The sequence below is a fragment of the Nocardioides sp. CCNWLW216 genome (assembly GCF_037120545.1).
In the GTDB taxonomy this organism is placed as follows: Bacteria; Actinomycetota; Actinomycetes; order Propionibacteriales; family Nocardioidaceae; genus Nocardioides; species Nocardioides lianchengensis.
This window is the reverse complement of record NZ_JBBBBJ010000002.1, coordinates 257,126-274,967: the sequence shown is the minus strand read 5'-3', so window position 1 is coordinate 274,967 and position 17,842 is coordinate 257,126. Positions and strand designations below refer to the sequence as shown.

The 17,842-nt window shown below is 73.1% G+C and carries 23 protein-coding genes; 15 read left to right on the top strand and 8 right to left on the bottom strand.

Annotation, left to right across the window (positions count from 1 at the left end):
• Nucleotide 1: 1 nt before the first annotated feature.
• The 4 genes from uraH to V7S47_RS05730 all read right to left on the bottom strand — a co-directional run bounded on the left by uraH (nt 2) and on the right by V7S47_RS05730 (nt 3,477).
• A complete protein-coding gene (uraH, locus tag V7S47_RS05745; RefSeq protein ID WP_336560663.1) occupies nt 2-322 on the bottom strand; it encodes a hydroxyisourate hydrolase in 321 nt (106 codons plus the stop codon).
• The gene (gene uraD, locus V7S47_RS05740) at nt 319-810 is read right to left on the bottom strand and encodes a 2-oxo-4-hydroxy-4-carboxy-5-ureidoimidazoline decarboxylase (protein ID WP_336560662.1); all 492 of its coding nucleotides are present in this window, start codon (nt 808-810) and stop codon (nt 319-321) included. The genes uraH and uraD overlap by 4 nt, the downstream gene beginning before the upstream one ends.
• A gap of 85 nt (nt 811-895) precedes the next feature.
• Entirely contained in the window at nt 896-2,404 is a 1,509-nt protein-coding gene (locus V7S47_RS05735; protein WP_336560661.1) for an AtzH-like domain-containing protein, read from the bottom strand.
• A complete protein-coding gene (locus V7S47_RS05730; protein ID WP_336560660.1) occupies nt 2,401-3,477 on the bottom strand; it encodes an acetamidase/formamidase family protein in 1,077 nt (358 codons plus the stop codon). Before V7S47_RS05730 ends, V7S47_RS05735 begins: the two co-directional genes overlap by 4 nt.
• Before the next feature lie 83 nt (nt 3,478-3,560).
• On the opposite strand from V7S47_RS05730, the gene V7S47_RS05725 reads away from it, so the two are divergent.
• From V7S47_RS05725 to V7S47_RS05715, 3 genes are read left to right on the top strand one after another with little or no spacing between them, the layout of a single operon-like run.
• On the top strand, nt 3,561-4,070 hold the full coding sequence (locus tag V7S47_RS05725) for a SigE family RNA polymerase sigma factor (protein WP_336560659.1): 510 nt from the start codon (nt 3,561-3,563) through the stop codon (nt 4,068-4,070).
• Nucleotides 4,063-5,301, top strand: coding sequence for a PASTA domain-containing protein (locus tag V7S47_RS05720; protein ID WP_336560658.1), 1,239 nt, complete (start codon nt 4,063-4,065; stop codon nt 5,299-5,301). Before V7S47_RS05725 ends, V7S47_RS05720 begins: the two co-directional genes overlap by 8 nt.
• Nucleotides 5,302-5,310: 9 nt before the next feature.
• Nucleotides 5,311-5,688, top strand: a complete 378-nt coding sequence (locus V7S47_RS05715) for a VOC family protein (RefSeq protein WP_336560657.1) — start codon at nt 5,311-5,313, stop codon at nt 5,686-5,688.
• Between the two features lie 6 nt (nt 5,689-5,694).
• Here V7S47_RS05715 and V7S47_RS05710 read toward each other — a convergent pair whose 3' ends face one another.
• Entirely contained in the window at nt 5,695-6,063 is a 369-nt protein-coding gene (locus V7S47_RS05710) for a YidH family protein (protein ID WP_336560656.1), read from the bottom strand.
• A gap of 31 nt (nt 6,064-6,094) precedes the next feature.
• Between V7S47_RS05710 and V7S47_RS05705 the strand changes: the two genes are divergently transcribed.
• Genes V7S47_RS05705 through V7S47_RS05685 form a run of 5 tightly spaced genes read left to right on the top strand, consistent with a single transcriptional unit; the run spans nt 6,095 to nt 8,311 of the window.
• Nucleotides 6,095-6,913 carry a thioesterase family protein gene (locus V7S47_RS05705; protein ID WP_336560655.1) on the top strand — a complete coding sequence of 273 codons (819 nt, stop codon included), beginning with the start codon at nt 6,095-6,097 and terminating at the stop codon, nt 6,911-6,913.
• A gap of 32 nt (nt 6,914-6,945) precedes the next feature.
• Nucleotides 6,946-7,326 carry a hypothetical protein gene (locus V7S47_RS05700; protein WP_336560654.1) on the top strand — a complete coding sequence of 127 codons (381 nt, stop codon included), beginning with the start codon at nt 6,946-6,948 and terminating at the stop codon, nt 7,324-7,326.
• On the top strand, nt 7,233-7,769 hold the full coding sequence (locus V7S47_RS05695) for a CPBP family intramembrane glutamic endopeptidase (protein WP_336560653.1): 537 nt from the start codon (nt 7,233-7,235) through the stop codon (nt 7,767-7,769). Before V7S47_RS05700 ends, V7S47_RS05695 begins: the two co-directional genes overlap by 94 nt.
• Entirely contained in the window at nt 7,769-8,050 is a 282-nt protein-coding gene (locus tag V7S47_RS05690) for a hypothetical protein (protein ID WP_336560652.1), read from the top strand. Before V7S47_RS05695 ends, V7S47_RS05690 begins: the two co-directional genes overlap by 1 nt.
• 48 nt (nt 8,051-8,098) lie before the next feature.
• A complete protein-coding gene (locus V7S47_RS05685) occupies nt 8,099-8,311 on the top strand; it encodes a hypothetical protein (RefSeq protein ID WP_336560651.1) in 213 nt (70 codons plus the stop codon).
• A gap of 18 nt (nt 8,312-8,329) precedes the next feature.
• Here V7S47_RS05685 and V7S47_RS05680 read toward each other — a convergent pair whose 3' ends face one another.
• Together V7S47_RS05680 and V7S47_RS05675 are read right to left on the bottom strand one after the other, a co-directional pair.
• Nucleotides 8,330-9,586: an HNH endonuclease gene (locus tag V7S47_RS05680; RefSeq protein WP_336560650.1), complete on the bottom strand. Its 1,257-nt coding sequence runs from the start codon at nt 9,584-9,586 to the stop codon at nt 8,330-8,332.
• A gap of 318 nt (nt 9,587-9,904) precedes the next feature.
• Nucleotides 9,905-10,852: a hypothetical protein gene (locus V7S47_RS05675; protein WP_336560649.1), complete on the bottom strand. Its 948-nt coding sequence runs from the start codon at nt 10,850-10,852 to the stop codon at nt 9,905-9,907.
• Between the two features lie 24 nt (nt 10,853-10,876).
• Here V7S47_RS05675 and V7S47_RS05670 point away from each other — a divergent pair, with 24 nt between their 5' ends.
• From V7S47_RS05670 to V7S47_RS05650, 5 genes are read left to right on the top strand one after another with little or no spacing between them, the layout of a single operon-like run.
• Entirely contained in the window at nt 10,877-11,581 is a 705-nt protein-coding gene (locus V7S47_RS05670; RefSeq protein ID WP_336560648.1) for a (deoxy)nucleoside triphosphate pyrophosphohydrolase, read from the top strand.
• A complete protein-coding gene (gene mshB / locus V7S47_RS05665; RefSeq protein ID WP_336560647.1) occupies nt 11,571-12,479 on the top strand; it encodes an N-acetyl-1-D-myo-inositol-2-amino-2-deoxy-alpha-D-glucopyranoside deacetylase in 909 nt (302 codons plus the stop codon). Before V7S47_RS05670 ends, mshB begins: the two co-directional genes overlap by 11 nt.
• 5 nt (nt 12,480-12,484) lie before the next feature.
• Complete coding sequence (locus tag V7S47_RS05660) at nt 12,485-12,850, top strand: DUF6113 family protein (protein ID WP_336560646.1); 366 nt, start codon at nt 12,485-12,487, stop codon at nt 12,848-12,850.
• Nucleotides 12,847-14,583, top strand: coding sequence for a VanW family protein (locus V7S47_RS05655; protein ID WP_336560645.1), 1,737 nt, complete (start codon nt 12,847-12,849; stop codon nt 14,581-14,583). Before V7S47_RS05660 ends, V7S47_RS05655 begins: the two co-directional genes overlap by 4 nt.
• Nucleotides 14,584-14,612: 29 nt before the next feature.
• The gene (locus V7S47_RS05650) at nt 14,613-15,422 is read left to right on the top strand and encodes an esterase/lipase family protein (RefSeq protein WP_336560644.1); all 810 of its coding nucleotides are present in this window, start codon (nt 14,613-14,615) and stop codon (nt 15,420-15,422) included.
• 7 nt (nt 15,423-15,429) lie between these two features.
• Here the strand turns inward: V7S47_RS05650 and V7S47_RS05645 are convergent, their stop codons facing one another.
• Nucleotides 15,430-16,314, bottom strand: coding sequence for a GNAT family N-acetyltransferase (locus V7S47_RS05645; protein WP_336560643.1), 885 nt, complete (start codon nt 16,312-16,314; stop codon nt 15,430-15,432).
• A gap of 86 nt (nt 16,315-16,400) precedes the next feature.
• On the opposite strand from V7S47_RS05645, the gene fdxA reads away from it, so the two are divergent.
• On the top strand, nt 16,401-16,727 hold the full coding sequence (gene fdxA, locus V7S47_RS05640; protein WP_090857924.1) for a ferredoxin: 327 nt from the start codon (nt 16,401-16,403) through the stop codon (nt 16,725-16,727).
• A gap of 5 nt (nt 16,728-16,732) precedes the next feature.
• Nucleotides 16,733-17,836 carry a succinyldiaminopimelate transaminase gene (gene dapC / locus V7S47_RS05635; protein WP_336560642.1) on the top strand — a complete coding sequence of 368 codons (1,104 nt, stop codon included), beginning with the start codon at nt 16,733-16,735 and terminating at the stop codon, nt 17,834-17,836.
• The last annotated feature ends 6 nt before the right edge of the window (nt 17,837-17,842 follow it).

The window sequence follows — 17,842 nt, the reverse complement described above, 5'->3', positions numbered from 1 at the left end:
CTCAGCTCCCTCGGTAGGTGGTGTAGGAGTACGGGCTCAGGAGCAGCGCCACGTGGAAGTGCGGCTGCTCGTCGTCGACGGCGAAGGCGACCTCGACGGTGGGGAAGAACGTGTCGCGCTCGGCGTCGGCGAACCAGGCGCCGGTCTCGAACACGAGGGTGTGTGCGCCGGCGCCGAGCTCGGCGTCGAAGCGGACCCGGCCGTCGCCGTCGGTGACCGCCGTGGCCAGCGTGGCGCCGTCGGGCCCGGACAGGGCCAGGCTCAGCCCGGAGGCGGGGCGGCCGAGCGCGGCGTCGAGGACGTGGGTGCTGAGGGTGCTCATGCGATCGCCCCCTGCAGCCGCAGCACGGCGATCTCCGCGAGCTGGCCGCGGGTCACCGCCCGCTCGGTGGCGTCGTCGTTCGCGAGCCGCTCCTCGAGGAGGACCAGCATCTCTTCGGCGCTGCGACCGGCCGCGCGGACCAGGTAGATCCGGTCGAACCGCTCCTCGTAGCGCCGGTTGCCGTCGGCGAGCCGGGCCTGGACGTCGGCGTCCTGCGGGACGCCGGCCTGCTCGCTGCGCGACATCGCGGCGCTGGTGCCGGCGCCCTGGTGCCGCTCGCCGATCCGCGGGTGGTCGGCCAGCGCCCGCTCGACCTCGGCGTCGGTCCACGTCGCGGCCTGCGCCGCGGCCGCCGCGTGCAGGGCCGCCGCGTCGTCGTACGGGCGACCGGCGACGAGCGCGTCCACCCACGACCCGATGGCCACGCACGGGCGCAGCACCTCGGCCGCCGCCTCCGCGTCCAGCGCGTCGAACTCCTCGATCCGCAACGTCAGCTCCCTCCCAGGATCAGGCCCCGCCGATGAAACTAGGGCCCGGATGTGTCGCGAATCCGAAACATCCGTTTCACCAGGGTTACGTTCCGGACAGCTCCGCCGCAAGGTCGAGCAGGTCGCGGTCGCGGCCGGGGGCGGCGACCAGGCAGGCGCCGGCGGGGAGTCCGCCGCTGGTGGTGACGGGCAGGCTGACCGCGGGCAGGCCGGCCAGCCCGGCGATGCTGGTGAGGGTCATGGTCGCGGTGCGGACCGGGCCGAGATCGACCCCGACCCGGGGGGCGACCGACGACGCCGACGGGATCACCAGCACGTCGTCCCCGACCAGGTCGCGGATCGCCCGCGCCGCGCGGTCGACGGTACGACGGGCCGCGTCCGCCTGGTCGTGGCCGATCGACGCCGCGTGCTCGAAGCGGCCGCGGACGTCGTCGCCCAGGGTGTCGAGCCGGCCGGTCAGCCAGGAGCCGCGGACCTGCCAGGCCTCCCAGGCCTGCCAGGTCTGGAACGCCGCCCGCCAGGCCTGCAGGTCCGGCAGCGGCCGGTCGTCGGTGGCGTCGACCGGGATGCCCGCGACCGCGGCGACGACGTCGGACTCGGCCAGCGCGGTCAGCGCCGGGACCCCGACCAGCCGGGTGCCGCTGGAGGCCACCCGCGGTGGCAGCAGCACGTCGCCGACGGTGCGCAGCAGGCTCGCCGTACGGGTCAGCCAGCCCACCGTGTCGAAGCCGGGAGACAGGGCGAGCAGGCCGTCGCGGGGGATCGCGCCGTGGGTGGTGCGGATCCCGAACAGCCCCTGGTAGGCGGCCGGGACGCGGATCGAGCCGCCGGTGTCGGTGCCGAGCCCGATCGTGGCCTGACCGAGCGAGACGGCGCTGGCCGAGCCGGAGGTCGACCCGCCGCTGAGTCGGTAGGGCGCCCGCGGGTTGGGCGGGCTGCCGGTGTGGGCGTTGGCGCCGGCGAGCGAGTAGGCGAACTCGTCGGTGCGGGCGATGCCGCGGATCGACGCGCCCGCCGCGAGGAGGCTCGCCACCGCGGCGGCGTGCTCCGTCTCGACCGGTGCCTGCTCCAGCCAGGCCGGGTTGCCCGCACCGACCCGCTGGCCGGCGACGGCGTACAGGTCCTTGACGGCGACGCTCTCCCCGTCGAGCGCGCCGCTCCCGGTGGCCGGCACGAGCGGGTCACCGACCAGGCGCCAGACCCGGGTGTCGAGCGCGGGCGGCGGGACCGACACGTGGGCGGCGGTCACGGCCCAGCCGTCGGGGAACCGCGCCCAGAGCTGGGTCTGCTGGCCGCGGCCTCCCCGCTCGAGCTCGGTCACCGCGACCACCAGCGCGTGGTCGTCGTCGATGGTCTGCACGTGGGTCTGCACGATCCGCCGCGCGGGCGCGCCGCCGCGCCCGCCGCGGAACGCGCTGATCATGTGGTGCCCCACCAGCAGCCCCTGGGCGTCGCCGCGCATGGTCGTCGGGCCGGGGGCGAAGAGCCGGTCGAGCTCGGCCAGGTCGTTGGTCATCAGGGCCTGCTCGTAGGCGCGGAACGCCTCGACCAGGCCGGGCGGGGGCGGCAGTCGCCGACCGGGGTCCACCGTCATGCGAAGTCCGCCTTCCGGATGCGGGCGTGCACGCCCTTCACGACGTCCACCACCTGGGAGATGTCGAAGTCGGTCGCGGCCGACAGGTAGGCGTAGGCCAGCCGCGGGTCCATGCCGTAGCGGGCCTGGAGGAGGGCGATCGCGGCGCGCACGCAGTTCTGGACGGCCACGTCGAGGTCCTCGTCCATCCCGGTGGGGACCAGGTGGTCGCCGGTCTCGGCGAGCGGACCGGCGAGCTCGCCGAAGCGTCGTACGGCGTCCTCGCGGGGGACCACGTCGAGCCGCACCGTGGCCCGCAGCGACGCCTCCATCGCGGTCAGCGACACCTCGCCGTCGCCCTGGGCGAAGTGCGGGTCGCCGACGTAGGCGAGCGCGCCCGCGACCTGCACCGGCAGGTAGAGCGTCGCCCCGACGGTCAGCAGGTTGATGTCGATGTTGCCGCCGTGGGCGCCGGGCGGCACCGAGTGCGGCCGCTCGTCGTCGTCGACGGCGACGCCCATGATCCCGAGGAACGGCCGCAGCGGGAACCGCACGCTCCGCTCGCCGCCCTCGACCAGCGGCAGCAGCCCGTGGCCGCCGTCGTCGCTGACCGTCGCGAAGACGCTGTGGACCGGCTCCCCGCCGAGCGGGTACTCGCCGGCCAGCGCGCCCTTCGCGTGCCGGTTGCTGATGACGCCGTACGGCACCCGCGGGAGCGTCTCCACCACCGTCATCGCCAGCAGGTCGCCGGGCTCGGCGCCCTCGACCCGCACCGGCCGGCTGACGACGTGTGGCCCGTCCACCCCGAAGGTGCGCTCGTACGGCGACGCCGCGAGCGCGATCGCGTCCTCCAGCACGACCTCGGCGCCGTGACCTGCGAAGAACGCCTCCGGGTCGCGGCCCTGGTCCTCCAGGATGCCCTCGTGGCTGATCGTGTCGAACGTGACCTCGGTGCCGGGCGCGACGCTCAGCGCCGGCGCGTCGGTGCGGCTCGGCAGCCGGCCCCACAGCACGGTGTCGGAGGTGGCCGGGAGGTACGTCGCCGACCGGACGGGCCCGGTGCCCGGCTGCAGCGCCTGGAACGTCGTGCTCATGGGCAGAACGCTACGGAACACCTGTTTCAAGAATGTTCCGGTGCGCCGGGAACCCCGACCCCGGGCGGGTGCGTCAGGTGAGCATGAGGGATCGGTCCGCCGCGGAGTTCGGCGAGTACGCCGCCGCGCGGTGGCCGCGGTTGGTGCGCGCCGCCGTGCTCCTCGGGTGCACCCCGCACGAGGCCGAGGACGTCGTCCAGTCCGCGCTGGTCCGCTGCCTGGTGCACTGGTCGCGGGTCCGCACCGCCGACGATCGTGACGCCTACGTGCACCGGGTCCTGGTCAACACCCTCGCCGACACCCACCGTCGCCGCTCGCGCTCGGAGCTGCCGGCCGCGCACCTGCCCGACCGGTCGGTCTCCGACGGCACCGGCCTCGTCGACGACCGCGACGCCCTCGATCGCTCGCTCGCCCGGCTCACCGTCGAGCAGCGCGAGGCCGTGGTGCTCCGCTACTACCTCCACCTCACCGAGCAGCAGATGGCGCGCGCCCTCGGCGTCGCGCCCGGCACCGTGAAGAGCCGGCTCTCCCGCGCGCTCACCGCCCTGGCCGCTGACCCGGCCCTCGCCCCCTCCGGAGGCACCGATGACTGACCTCGAGCAGCTGCTCACCGACCGCCTGGGGGTCCGCGCCGACCGGGTCCCCGTCGGGCCGGCCCCCGTCGAGGGCATGGTGCGCGCGGCCGTCGTACGACGTCGGCGGCCGTGGGTCGCGCTCGCCGCGGCGGCAGTCGTGGCGGTCCTGGTCACGGGGCTCACCATGGTCGGGCAGTCCTCACCGCCTGCCCCGGCCCCGCCTGCCCCCGCGCCCGCCGAGACCCGATGGGTCGGGCACGGGCGAGTGCAGATCGCGGTCCCGGCCGGGTGGCCGGAGGCCGGGATCTGCGGAGCGCCGCAGGTGGACTCGGTTCTCCACGGGGCGCCGGTGGGGAGGTGTCAGGGACCGAAGAGCAGGCCGAGCGGCGTCGACACCGTCCAGGTCCTGAGCGGAACGGACGGGTCCTGGCCCGCCGCGCGCTGGGCACCTCGTCAGGACCTGGTGATCGACGGCGTACCTGCGGAACGTACGTCCTTCGTCACGCTCGTCGCAGGCGAGACGCCCGTCTATGGGGTCGCGGTCATCTTTCCGACCGAGGGGGTTCAGCTCGTCCTGGAGTCGTCGACAGGGATCCTGGCGCTCAAGGACCTGCTATCGGGGATCCGGGTCCTCCCCGCGGATGCCTCCACCAAGCGGGTCGGCATCGGGCACCTGTCGGTGGAGGTGTCGGCTTCCTGGTCGCGCGACGTGAGTCGCTGCGGGACCGCGCTGGAGGACACGCTGCTGACCTATGCGGTGGACCGCGCCTGCCGTATCCCCGACGCTCCGCCAGGGGTCGAGGGCGTCCGGATCGTCACGGAGGACCCGGTGCTCGGCGACCGGCTCGACGGTCGGTTCGTCGATCAGGTGGCGTTGGACGGGGTGCCGGCGCTGCGAACGGCGACCGCGTGCAACCTCAGCATCGACGGGATGTGTCAGGCGCGCCTCTGGCTGCCGTCAGAGAGAGTCGGACTGGTCGTCACTTCGACGACCGACGCCGAGACCGTGGACGCGCTACTCAGCACCGCCACCTTCGACCGGACGCTGGTGGCCGTGCCGGTGCCGCGGCTCGGCAACGGTGTGCCGCTCGCGGTCGGCCGCTACGCCGAGCGCCTGGAGCAGGCCGGGTTCCAGGTCGACCTGACGAAGGTGGGCGAGGGGACGGACGTCCTGACGGTGACGCCCGAGCCCGGGACCGTCGTACCGGTCGGCAGCGTGGTCCGGGTTCACATGGGGCGGGCGTCGTAGCGTCGGGCCATGCACCGCTCCCGCATCGGCATCGTGCTCGTCGACCACCCGGCCTCCGACTGGGACGACGGCGTCGCGTTCTGGTCCGGCGTACAGGGGGTCGCCCCCGAGGCGGGGGAGTCCGGCACCTACTGGGCGATCGGCGAGGTCGGCGGCGTCAAGCTGGAGTCGCAGCGCATCGGTGACGGCACGCCGCCCCGGATCCACCTCGATATCGAGACCGACGACGTGCCGGCCGAGGTCGCGCGGGTGGTGGCGCTCGGCGCGCGGGTGGTGACCGACCACGACACCTGGGCGGTGCTGGCGGATCCCGCCGGGCTGCCGTTCTGCGTCGTACCCGTCCAGACGGGCGAGCTCTTCGAGCAGCACGCCCTCACCTGGGACTGACGGCGTCTAGAGGGCCAGCGTCACCGCGAGCAGCACCGACAGCACCACCAGCGCCGCCGTCACCAGGATCCCGAGGTTGAACGGCGGCAGCGGGGCGCGGGTGCGCATGGCCCGCTCTACCAGGGCCCAGCGGATCCACGACAGGGTGGCGGTCAGGCCGCCGAAGAGCAGCAGCGCCACGACGAGGACCAGTCGCAGCCCGTCCTGCTCGGGCACCTGGAGCGACTCGAGCGCGACCGCGCCGGCCAGCACGCCGAGGCTGGTGCGCACCCAGGCCAGGAAGGTGCGCTCGTTGGCCAGCGAGTAGCGCGGGTCGGGCTCGTCGCCCGCGTCGTACACCCAGGCCGGGTGCCGTCCGCCGCCCTCCTCGTCCATGTCCGTCATCCTGCCCGATACCTTGCCCGTCATGGACGCCGAGGGCTTCGAGTTCGACCGCCAGATCGCCGTGACCGCCGAGGGTCAGGGCCGGTACGCCGCCGAGATCGACCCGGGCTGGGTGGTCGGTGGCGGGGTCAACGGCGGCTACCTGCTCGCCGTGATCGGCAATGCGGTCCGCGCGTCGCTGCCGGCCAAGCCGGACCCGGTCGCGGTCAGCGCCTACTACCTCTCCGCGACCCGGCCGGGCCCGGCGGAGGTCGCGGTGGACGTGCGGCGCGAGGGCGGCCGGGTCGCCACCGTCGCGGCCGACCTGGTGCAGGGGGACGAGAGCCGGATCACCGTGCTGGCGACGTACGGCGACCTGGAGCGCTTCGGCGACGACGTCCGGACCACGGCCGTAGAGCCGGACCTGCCGCCGCTCGAGGAGTGCGTGCGCGGCAGCGACGCCCCGCCGGAGGTGCTGGAGCTTGCGCCGATGATGGGCCGCTTCGACATGCGCTTCCACCCCGACGACGTCGGCTGGGCGGTCGGCGCCCCGAGCGGTCGGGGCGTGATGCGCGCCTGGTTCCGGCTGAACGACGATCGGCAGCCGGACCCGGTCTCCCTGCTGATGGTCGTCGACGCGCTCCCGCCGGTCACCTTCAACCTGGGCCTGATGGGCTGGGCGCCGACCCTCGAGCTGAGCGCCCACGTCCGCGCCCGCCCGGCCCCCGGCTGGCTGAAGGTGCGCCACGAGACCCGCAACCTGGCCGGCGGGATGTTCGAGGAGGACTGCGAGGTCTGGGACTCCACCGGCCGCCTCGTCGCCCAGTCGCGCCAGCTGGCGCTGCAGCCACGGACTTCTTGACCGCGCCGCGCCGGGCTCGGAAGGATCGGCACATGCGCCGCTTCTTCGCCCGACCGGCCGCCTGGAAGGCGCTCGTCCTCGTCGTCGCCTACCTCGTCCTGTACCTGGCCGTCGGGCAGGTGGTCGGCCTGCTCTTCGGCGACGAGATCGACACCGACGACATCCTGGGTACGACGGGCAGCATCTTCTTCGGCCTGGTGCTGCCGATCGCGATCGGCGCGACCTCGCTCGTGGGTCTCTCGGCCGCCCTCGGCTGGCTGCGCGCCCTCTTCGGCCGCCAGCCGGGCCGCGGTCGGCCCTGGATGTGGATCGGCCCTGGATGTGGATCGGCCCGGTCCTGGTCCTCGGCGCCGTCGTCGGTCACCTGGGCTCGGCCGACTGGGACGTGTGGACGACCGAGGAGATCCTGCTGATCCTGGGCCTCGGTCTCTGCATCGGCGTGGCCGAGGAGCTCGCCACCCGGGGCCTGGCTGTGAAGATCCTGCGCGACGCCGGCCACCGCGAGCGGTTCGTGATGGTCGTGTCCTCGCTGCTGTTCGCGCTGATGCACCTGGTCAACCTGCTGTCCGGGATGAAGGTCAGCACGGTCGCGGTCACGGTCGTCTACACCTTCGCCTTCGGCACCTGCATGTACCTCGCCATGCGCGTCACCGGCTCCCTCTGGGCCGCGATCCTGCTCCACGCCGCCACCGACCCCAGCACCTTCCTCGCCTCGGGCGGCCTCGACGAGGCCGTCACCGACCAGACCGGCGGTTGGTCGCTCCTCGCCGCGCTGATGACGATCCTGATGATCGTCTTCGCCCTGGTCGCCGTCGTCCTGGTGCGCGACGACCGTCCGGCCACTGCGAGGGCCTGATGGACGCCTTCGCGCCGGGCACGGTCGTCGAGCGCCGCGAGGTGCTGCACGGGCAGGTCTGGCTCTCGACGCCGGTCACCGTGGTCGACGACGACGGCGAGACGCTCGCCGTCCGCCTCGTCCCGGGAGCGCCGATGACCTACCCCGACCACCCCTTCGGTCAGCACCCGTGGGCGGGCGTCGACACCTGGGGCGGCACCACCGTGCTGCAGCTCCACCGGGCGGGCGACTGGTACGCCGTGTGGCGGATGTTCGAGGGCGACAGCGACCTCGGCTGGTAGGTGAACTTCGAGGCGCCGGTACGTCGGGGGTCCGGTTGGTTCGAGACCGTGGACTATGGCCTCGACCTCGTGATCATGCCCAGCGGCTCGCGCACCTGGAAGGACGTCGACGACCCGGACGAGCTCGTCCGCGAGGGGCGGATCACCCGGGAGGTCGCCGACGAGCTGCGCACCCGGGCCGCCGCCCTGGCAGAGGACCTCGACGCTGGGCGTCGCTGGTGGGCGGGCTGGGACGGGTGGACGCTGGAGGCGCGCCCGTAGCCCTGAGCGGGCGGGCCGTCAGGGCTGCGGGGTGGTGGTGCCGGTGTGGTCGCGCGTGAACGTCAGACCGTTGGGTGATCGCCAGATGAACGTGGTGTCGTCGATCTTGTCGTAGCGCCACCTGGTGTGGGTCTTGGCGCGGTGATGTCGTCGGCAGAGGGGTGCGATGTTGCAGTCGCACGTGGCGCCGCCGTTGGATGCGGGGTCGTTGTGGTCGTGGTCGCAGGACCGGGCGCGGCGGCGGCACCAGGGGAAGACGCAGGAGTGTTGGAGGAGTGCTTGGCGTTCTTTGAGCCGGTCGGGGACCTCGTAGGCGTCTACGTGGACGTGGTCGGTGAGGTCGATGACGGGCTTGATGACGACCTGGCTGTCGCTGCTCTGACACCAGGACCGCACCTGCTCGACGGACACCATCGATCGGGTGTTCTCGACGCGGGCGATCGCGGCGTCGGCGAGGTGCACGTGCACGACGACCTGCCGGGGTCGCTTCCGGTCGGGGTCGGGGTCGGCGTTCAGGTCCAGGGTGAGCTGGCGGCGGGCGAGGTCACCGACGGCGATGGACCGGCGTACGTCGAGGGAGAGCCCGTCGGCGGCGATCGTGCCGAGGTGGGTCGCACCCCGCGCGACCGCGTCCTCCAGATCCAGTGCGTCGACCAGATCCAGGGTTCCGCGGACCTCGACGTGGCCGTCGTAGGAGACCTGCTGGGTCTCGATGTCGAAGTGCCGCACCTCGGCCGCATCCCGCGCGCGCTGGGCCGCGGCCTCGGGGTCGAAACGGGTGCGGGCTTCTTCGATGGTGCGGTCGAGTTGGGCGATGGAGATCTTGTGCGCCACTGAGGCGACGTGGGTGTCGACGAACTCGGCGCCGTCCTCAGGCAGGTCGATGGTCTCCGCCGCGATGCGTCGGGCCTTCCAGACCGGGAGGTCGAGGGACTGGACGCGTTCGTAGACCCTGGGCAGTCGGTGGGCGAGCTCGACGGCGTGGCCGAGGTAGATCCGCCCGGAGTCCGATGACAGGCCGAGCGCGGCGGAGAACTCCAGCACACTGAACTCGGCGATCAGGGGTGCGCCGGGTCCGGCGATGGCCATCTCGTCCTCGCAGCCCGGCACCCACGCCGCGGCGGCATCGTGCAGGGAGTCGGTGGAGTGCATCCCGGCCCAGGCGACCGCAGCAGCGAGCTGGTCGGCCTCGGCCTGCAACTGCACAGATCGTCGGGCGCGGACGAAGGCGAGCACCGTGGGTGCGGTGTCGCAGTCGTCGAGGTCCCGAGCCATGCCCTCATTCTACTCGAACAGGTGATCGAATGCGAGGGTTGTTCACAGCCTTGTTCGAACGGTCGACCCGAAGGAACCGAAAGCTAGAAGCAGGCTCGTGATGGCCCTTGATCACCGCGGACGGTGAGCCCCCTTCTTTCAGTAAATGTCTTTGAACCGGCCTGGTGCCAGGCGCAGACGCCGCGGCAGAGGCCGGCTCGAACGAGGTCAGCGGCAGGGCTGCGGGGGTCTCGACGGGCGTTCAGGACTTCGTCCTTCACTGCTCGACCACCGGTGAAGGCCACCGGCGAGGGCCACCGGCCGCAGAATGCTGAGCAGTCAGTCGAAGGCGCGTCGGGGCATGGCGAAGACCCACCGCCGCCGGGGGTGCTCGGAGACCGACCAGAGCAGGTCGCGGTCGGGCATCCACGAGAGGTCCTCGGGTCCCATCGGGGCGGCCCAGCGGTGCCGGCGCAGCGCGCCGGGCGCGCCGGCGTACACGGAGCCGGGCATCCACGGGCCGTGCGAGCGGGTGAGGTAGTGCCGCCCGCCGACGACCACGACGCCCTGGGTGCGTACGACGGCGCCCTCGTCCGCCACCAGCGGGTACGACGCCCCGTCGTCCCCGGTCGCCAGCAGCCGGGTGGCCGGGTCGATGTCGTAGCGGGCGATCCGGCGGGTCTGCGACGAGCTCCCGTACTCGCCGACCACCAGCGCGGGTCCGGCCGGGTCGTAGGAGCAAAAGGAGTACCGCAGCTTCTCGGTGCCCGAGGGGGTGACCGCCCGGTAGGAGGACCGCACGGGCAGCACCAGCTCGTGCCCGAGCACCCCGCCGGGAACGCGGGCGAGGTCGTCCAGCCGGCAGGTCAGCAGCCCGCGTCCGGTCGCGGCGACGTGCAGGAACCCGCCGTGCCAGGCGAGCCCGCCCGCATGGGCGTGGACCGGCTCGAGGGAAGGCGTCACCAGCAGCACGTGGCGGTAGCGGCGGGAGTCGAGGTCGAGGAAGGTCACCCGCGCGCCGTGGGAGGCCTTCGAGTACCAGCTGATGGCCAGCACCCGGCCGGTCCCGGGCACGTCCTCCCAGGTGATCCCCTGGGGCCACCAGTGCGGGTCGCGGCGGTCCGCCGCGTCCCACGTCAGCGCCCGTCGTACGGCGAGGCCGGGGGCCAGCGTGCGTCGGGCCCGCCGGTCCAGCGCGCCCAGGAGGCCGTCCAGCCCGACCCGCTCGCCGACCGGCGTGAGGTCTTCGTCGGTGCGGACGAGGTGCACACCCGGGAGCGACGACATGCCACGCAACGTAGCCTCACGCCCGTGAAGCAGGTGGTCGGTGCCGCGATCGTGCGCGGGGGGAAGGTGCTCGCGACCCGTCGTACGACGCCGCCGGAGCTGGCCGGCCGCTGGGAGCTCCCGGGCGGCAAGGTCGAGCCGGGGGAGTCGCCGTCGGACGCGCTGGAGCGCGAGGTCGCCGAGGAGCTGGACTGCACCGTCGAGGTGACGGGATGGCTCACCGGGACGACGCGGATCAGCGACACCCACGAGCTGCGGGTGGCGACCGCTCGGCTCCGCGGCGGCGGCGAGCCCGACCCCACCGAGCACGACCAGGTCCGGTGGCTCGGGCCCGACGAGCTCGGCGACGTCGACTGGCTGGAGCCCGACCGCCCGTTCCTCGGCGAGATCGAGCACGTCCTCCGTGCGACGCCCGGCACCGGCCTGCGGGTCATCGTCTTCGAGGAGGACGACGCGGAGGCTGTGGCCGCCCGCCTGCGCGCCGAGGGGTACGACGCCTGGGTGGTCCGCGAGCGGCTTGCGGGCGAGGACGACGACGAGGACCATCCCTGGGCGGTCCTGTCGGACGCGCCCGAGATGCTGCTGGAGCTGTTGGTCGACGAGCACGACGGCTGGCTGGACCGCGAGGAACAGACCGGGCCGGCCGGGAGTTCGACAGCGAGGAGCCCGCTCGAGCTCCCGACCCAGCCGCGCCGCATCAAAAACCTAGGATCGCCCCATGACCGCTGACCAGCGCCTCCTCCTCGTGCACGCCCACCCCGACGACGAGGTGATCGGCAACGGCGCGACGATGGCGAAGTACGTCGCCGAGGGCCGCGGGGTCACCCTCGTCACCTGCACGGCCGGCGAGATGGGCGAGATCCTGGTCCCCGAACTGGAGCACCTCGCCGCCGACCGCGACGACCAGTTGGGTGAGCACCGTCGCGGCGAGCTGGCCAACGCGATGAAGGCGCTCGGTGTGAGCGACCACCGCTTCCTCGGCGGCTTCGGCGCCTACCGCGACTCGGGCATGAAGTGGCACGAGGACGGCCACGCGATCGCCGCCGACGAGACCGATCCGCGGGCCTTCGCGAACGCCGACCTGACCGAGGCCTCCGCCCACCTGGTGGCGATCATCCGCGAGCTCCGCCCGCAGGTGCTGGTGACGTACGACGAGTTCGGCGGCTACGGCCACCCCGACCACATCCAGGCCCACCGGGTCGCGACGTACGGCGCCGCGCTGGCCGCGGTCCCGTCGTACCGCCCGGACCTCGGGGAGGCCTGGGACGTCGCGAAGATCTACTGGGGCGCGATGTCGGAGAGCCGGATGCGGGCCAGCCTGCGGGCGCTGCGCGAGGCCGGCGACACCACGACCTTCGAGGGCATGGACCCCGACGGCCCCCTCCCGCACTTCATCACCGCCGACGAGAACCTCGCGGCGGTCGTGGCGGCCGACGACTACGTCGACGCGAAGATGGCGGCGATGAAGGCGCACGCCAGCCAGATCACCCTGGACGGGCCGTTCTTCGCGCTGAGCAACAACCAGGGCAGCAGCGTCTGGGGCCACGAGTTCTATCGGATCGCCAAGGGCGAGCGCGGCGAGCTGGGCGAGGACGGTCTCGAGACCGACCTCTTCGCCGGTCTGTAGGCCGCGTGCGGGTCCTGGTCCGGCTGGTCTCCCTGGCCGGGTGCCTCCTGGTCGGCGCCGCCACCGGCCTGGCGTCCGTGGCGCTGCACCAGCTCTGGTGGGGCCTGCTCCTCGGGGTGCTCGCCCCGGCCGCGGCCCTGGTCGCGTTGCCCCCGGGCTGGACGTCCCGACTGCCCTTCGCGCTGGGGTGGATCGCGATGGTCGGCTACCTCACGGTGCCGCGTCCGGAGGGCGACTTCGTGATCGGCAACGGCCTCGCCGGCTACGTGCTCCTCGCCGCCGCGATGGCGTTCCTGGTCGCGGGCCTGGTGACCCTCCCGCGGCGGGGGGCACCGGAGCGCGCCGACCCGGAACCTAGGATGACCGCGTGAAGAACAAGAGCGAGCGGGCCGGCGGCCGGGCTGTCGTCCTGGTGGTGCTCGCTCTGGCGCTGCTGGTCGCGGGCGGCTGGGGAGCGGCGTACGCCGTCGCGGGGGACAAGGTCCCGCGCGGTACGACGGTCGCCGGGGTCGACGTCGGCGGTCGTACGCAGGCCGACGCGGTCCGGGCGCTCGAGGACGGTCTCGCCGAGCGGCTCGACCAGCCGATCGCGGTCACGGTCGGTGAGACGACCGAGGACGTCACCCCCGCCGACGCCGGGCTCTCGGTCGACCTCGACGCCTCCGTGGAGGCGGCGGGTGGCGGCCGCAGCTGGAAGCCCGGCCGGCTCTGGGACTACTTCACCGGTGGCGAGGACCTCGACCCGGTCGTCCAGGTCGACGACGCCACGATGGGCGAGCTGCTGGACCGCCTCGGGGCCGAGGCCGGGACGCTCCCCAAGGACGGCGGCCTGAGCTTCGAGGGCTCCGGGGTGACCCCCGTCGATCCCGAGGTCGGGGAGGCCATCGACCCCGACGTGGCGGCCGAGGCCATCACCGCCGCCTACCTCGCCGACGAGCCGGCGGTCGAGCTGGAGCTCGTCGAGGCGCAGCCCGACATCGACGAGGCCGACGTGCAGGCCGCGCTCGACGACTTCGCCAACCCCGCTCTCTCCGGGCCGGTGACCCTGGTCTTCGGCGATTCGCCGGTGCGGCTCGCGCCGCGCGACTTCAGCGCGGCCCTCGGGGTGAAGGCCGAGGGAGGCGTGCTGGTCCCCGACATCGACGAGAAGGCGCTCACGGCCCTGGTCGACGACGGCATCGCCGAGCGGGGCGCCCCGGTCGACGCGACCGTCGTCCTGCGCAACGGCAAGCCGAAGGTGGTGCCGGCCAAGCCGGGTGTCACCTACGAGCCGGCCGACGTCGCATCGGCCTTCCTCGCGCTGCTGACCAAGCCCGAGGGCGAGCGCCAGCAGGAGGTCGAGGCGACGGTCGACGAGCCGGAGTTCTCGACCAAGGACGCCCGGCAGCTGCGGATCCGCGAGAAGGTCTCGACCTTCACCACCTACTACCCGCCGGCGTCGTACCGCGACACCAACATCGGCCGGGCCGCCGAGCTGGTCGACGGCACCGTCCTGAAGCCGGGCGAGACGTTCTCGCTCAACGACATCGTCGGGGAGCGCACGGTCGAGAACGGCTTCACCACCGGCACGATCATCAGCAACGGTATCTTCAAGGAGGACCTCGGCGGCGGGGTCTCGCAGATGGCCACCACGACCTTCAACGCGGCGTTCTTCGCCGGGCTGAAGGACGTCGAGCACAAGCCCCACTCGGTCTACATCGACCGCTACCCGGTCGGTCGCGAGGCCACTGTCGCCTGGGGCGCGGTCGACCTCCGGTTCACCAACGACACGCCGTACGGCGTCCTCATCCACGCGAACGTCATCCCGAGCGCCGGCCGCTCGCAGGGCACGGTCACGGTCAGCATGTGGTCGACCAAGGTCTGGGACATCACCACGACGACCTCCGGCCGCTACAACACCACCGCGCCCAAGACCCGCATCCTGACGACCCCCGACTGCCTGCCCAACAACGGCTACTCCGGCTTCGACGTCGACGTGAAGCGGTTCTTCGCCAAGCCCGGCTCCGACACGGTCGAGAAGACCGAGAACTTCCACACGACCTACATCCCCAGCGACACGGTCGTGTGCAAGAAGCCCGGCGAGGACGAGAAGCCCGAGCAGTAACGACCGTCACACCGGCTCGTTGGGTCGGTATGCGTCGAGTGCTCATCGCCGCCCTCTCGGGCCTGTTCCTGACCCTGGTCGCCCCCGTGGCCGGCCCCGCCCAGGCGGCGCCCACGCTGCCGCCGTTCGCCGTGGACCCGCCGGGCGCCAACGACTGGTCCTGCCGGCCGAGTGCCGCCCGCCCGGTGCCGGTCGTGCTCGTGCACGGCACCTTCGGCGACCGCCAGCACCTGCTGGAGCCGCTCTCCGCCACGCTCGCGGGACGCGGCTGGTGCGTCTTCTCCCTCGATTACGGCAACCGCGGCACCGGCGACGTCGCGGCCTCCGCCGCCGAGCTGAAGCGGTACGTCGACCGTGTGCTCGCCGCAACCGGCGCGGCCCGGGTCTCGCTCGTCGGCCACTCGCAGGGCGGGATGATGCCGCGCTACTTCATCAAGAACCTCGGCGGCGCCGCGGTCGTCGACGACCTGGTCGGCCTGGCGCCGTCCAACCACGGCACCACCCTCGTCCCGCAGGGATGGTCGGTGCCGTTCTGCGTGGCCTGCGACCAGCAGGCCGCCGGCTCCCCGTTCCTCACCGCGCTGAACGCGGGTGACGAGACCCCCGGCGACGTGAGCTACACCCAGGTCACGACCCGGTACGACGAGGTCGTCGTCCCGCACACCTCGGGCCACCTCGCGGCCGGTCCACAGGTCACCAACCTGACCGTCCAGGACGCCTGCCCGCTGGACCTCTCCGAGCACGTGCTGATCCCCACCAGCCGGGCCTCGATCGCCTGGACCGTCGACGCGCTCAGCCACGCCGGGCCGGCCGACCCGGCCCTCGATCCCTGCTCGTGAGGTCCGCTCAGCGCGAGGGCGCCAGATAGCGGTAGCGGTGGTGCTCGGTGAACCCGAGCCCGTCGTACAGCGCGAGGGCGGGGGCGTTGTCGCCCAGCACCTGCAGGTACGCCGTCGTCGCGCCCTGCTCGGCGCCCCACTCCAGCAGCGCGGCCATCACCTGCAGGCCCAGCCCGCGGCGCCGGTGCTCGGGCGCGACGGCGATGGCCCGGAAGCCGACCCAGTCGCGCTCGACGGAGGCGACGCCCGACGCGCGGTCGCCGATCCGGGCGACGGCGTGGGCGCCGTCCCCGGTCACCTCGACGGCCTCGACGTCCACGCCCGCCAGGGATCGCGAGGCCCGGGCCACCCCGGTGACCTGGAAGACCGTGTCGGCGTCACCGCTCTCCGGGCCCCAGCCGTGGCCGCGGAAGAGCGCGTCCTCCGGCGAGTCCGGGAGTACGGCGGCGATCGGCCGGCCGGTGCGCCCGGCGTACCACTCGAGGACCCGTTCGTAGTCGCCGTCGGCCCCGGACGGCTCGAAGGCCAGCACGGAGTTGGCCCGGCGAGCGGTCTCGCCGGGGGAGTGTCGCAGCACCCAGGCGCCCAGGGGCTCGGTCTCGAGGTCGGTCCACAGGGCCATCGACCGGACCTGGGCCTCCTGGGGCGACGCCCGGTGACGGATCGACGGGCGGGGCGGAACCGGCTTGCCGGAGACGATGTCGGCGAGGGGGATCTCGACCGGGGCGCCGCCCTCCGGCAGCACCATGCAGGTCGTCGGTCCCCAGGCGGTGCAGGTGCCGAGAAGGTCGGTGAACGCCGGTCCTCCGGTCGGTCCCGTCTCCCCGCGGACGAGTCGCCGGACCACGATCCGCTGGCCCACGACGTGCGGACCAAGCATGTGCTTGGTCACATGCTGACGTCGATCATCGTTCTGCACCCCCGGGATACTAGGCTGGGGTCGAGCAGTTGCTCCCACCAGCATTTCAGGAGGACCCGGTGACGTACGTCATCTCTCAGCCCTGTGTCGATGTCAAGGACCGTGCCTGCGTCGACGAGTGCCCCGTCGACTGCATCTACGAGGGCAAGCGGATGCTGTACATCCACCCGGACGAGTGCGTCGACTGCGGCGCCTGCGAGCCGGTCTGCCCCGTCGAGGCGATCTTCTACGAGGACGACGTCCCGGAGGAGAACAAGGACTACTACGACGCCAACGTGAAGTTCTTCGACGACCTGGGCTCCCCGGGTGGCGCCGCCAAGATGGGCGAGATCGACCACGACCACCCGATGATCGCTGCGCTCCCGCCGCAGAACCAGGACCACTGACCCGGATGCAGCGGGGGGCCGTCTCCGCACGGCTCCCCGACTTCCCGTGGGACCACCTGACGGCGTACGCCGAGCAGGCCCGTGCCCACCCCGACGGGGTCGTCGACCTCTCGGTCGGGACGCCCGTCGACTCGACCCCCGAGGTCGCGCAGCATGCTCTGCGTGAGGCGGCCGACAGTCCCGGCTACCCGGTGACCATCGGTCGTGCCGACCTCCGCCAGGCCTGCATCGACTGGCTGGAGCGCCGGCACGGCGTGACCGGCCTGGGCCTCGACCGGGTGCTCCCCGTAATCGGCTCCAAGGAGCTGATCGGCTCGATGGCCGTCCACCTCGGGATCGGTCCGGGCGACCTGATCGCCTACCCCGAGCTGGCCTACCCGACCTACGAGGTCGGTGCGGCGCTGGCCGGTGCCCGCGCCGTCGCGACCGACTCGCTGACGTCGTTCGGCCCCGAGGTCCCGGCCCTGCTGTGGCTGAACTCGCCCTCGAACCCCACCGGTCGGGTCCTGCCGCCGGAGCACCTGCGCAAGGTCGTCGACTGGTGCCGCGAGCGCGGCACGATCCTGGTCTCCGACGAGTGCTACCTGGAGTGCGCCTGGGAGGCGTCCCCGGTCTCGGTCCTGCACCCCGACATCAGCGGCGGCTCGCACGACGGCATCCTCGCGGTCCACTCGCTGTCCAAGCGCTCCAACCTCGCGGGCTACCGCTGCGCCTTCGTGGCCGGCGACCCCACGCTGGTCGGGGAGCTGCTCGCCGTACGCAAGAACCTCGGCCTGCAGATGCCCGGCCCCCAGCAGGTCGCGATGAAGGCTGCGCTCGACGACGACGACCACGCGCTGGAGCAGCACGGCCGGTACGCCGCCCGCCGCGCCCGGCTGCGCGCGGCGCTCGAGGGCGCCGGCTTCCGGGTCGACCACTCCGAGGCGTCGCTCTACCTCTGGTCCACGCGCGACGAGGACTGCTGGACCACCGTCGCCGCGCTGGCCGAGCAGGGCATCCTGGTCGCGCCGGGCTCGTTCTACGGGACCGCGGGCGCACGCCACGTGCGGGTGGCGTTCACCGCGACCGACGAGCGCGTCGACGCAGCGGTCGCCCGGCTCGGTCGGTAGGGCCGG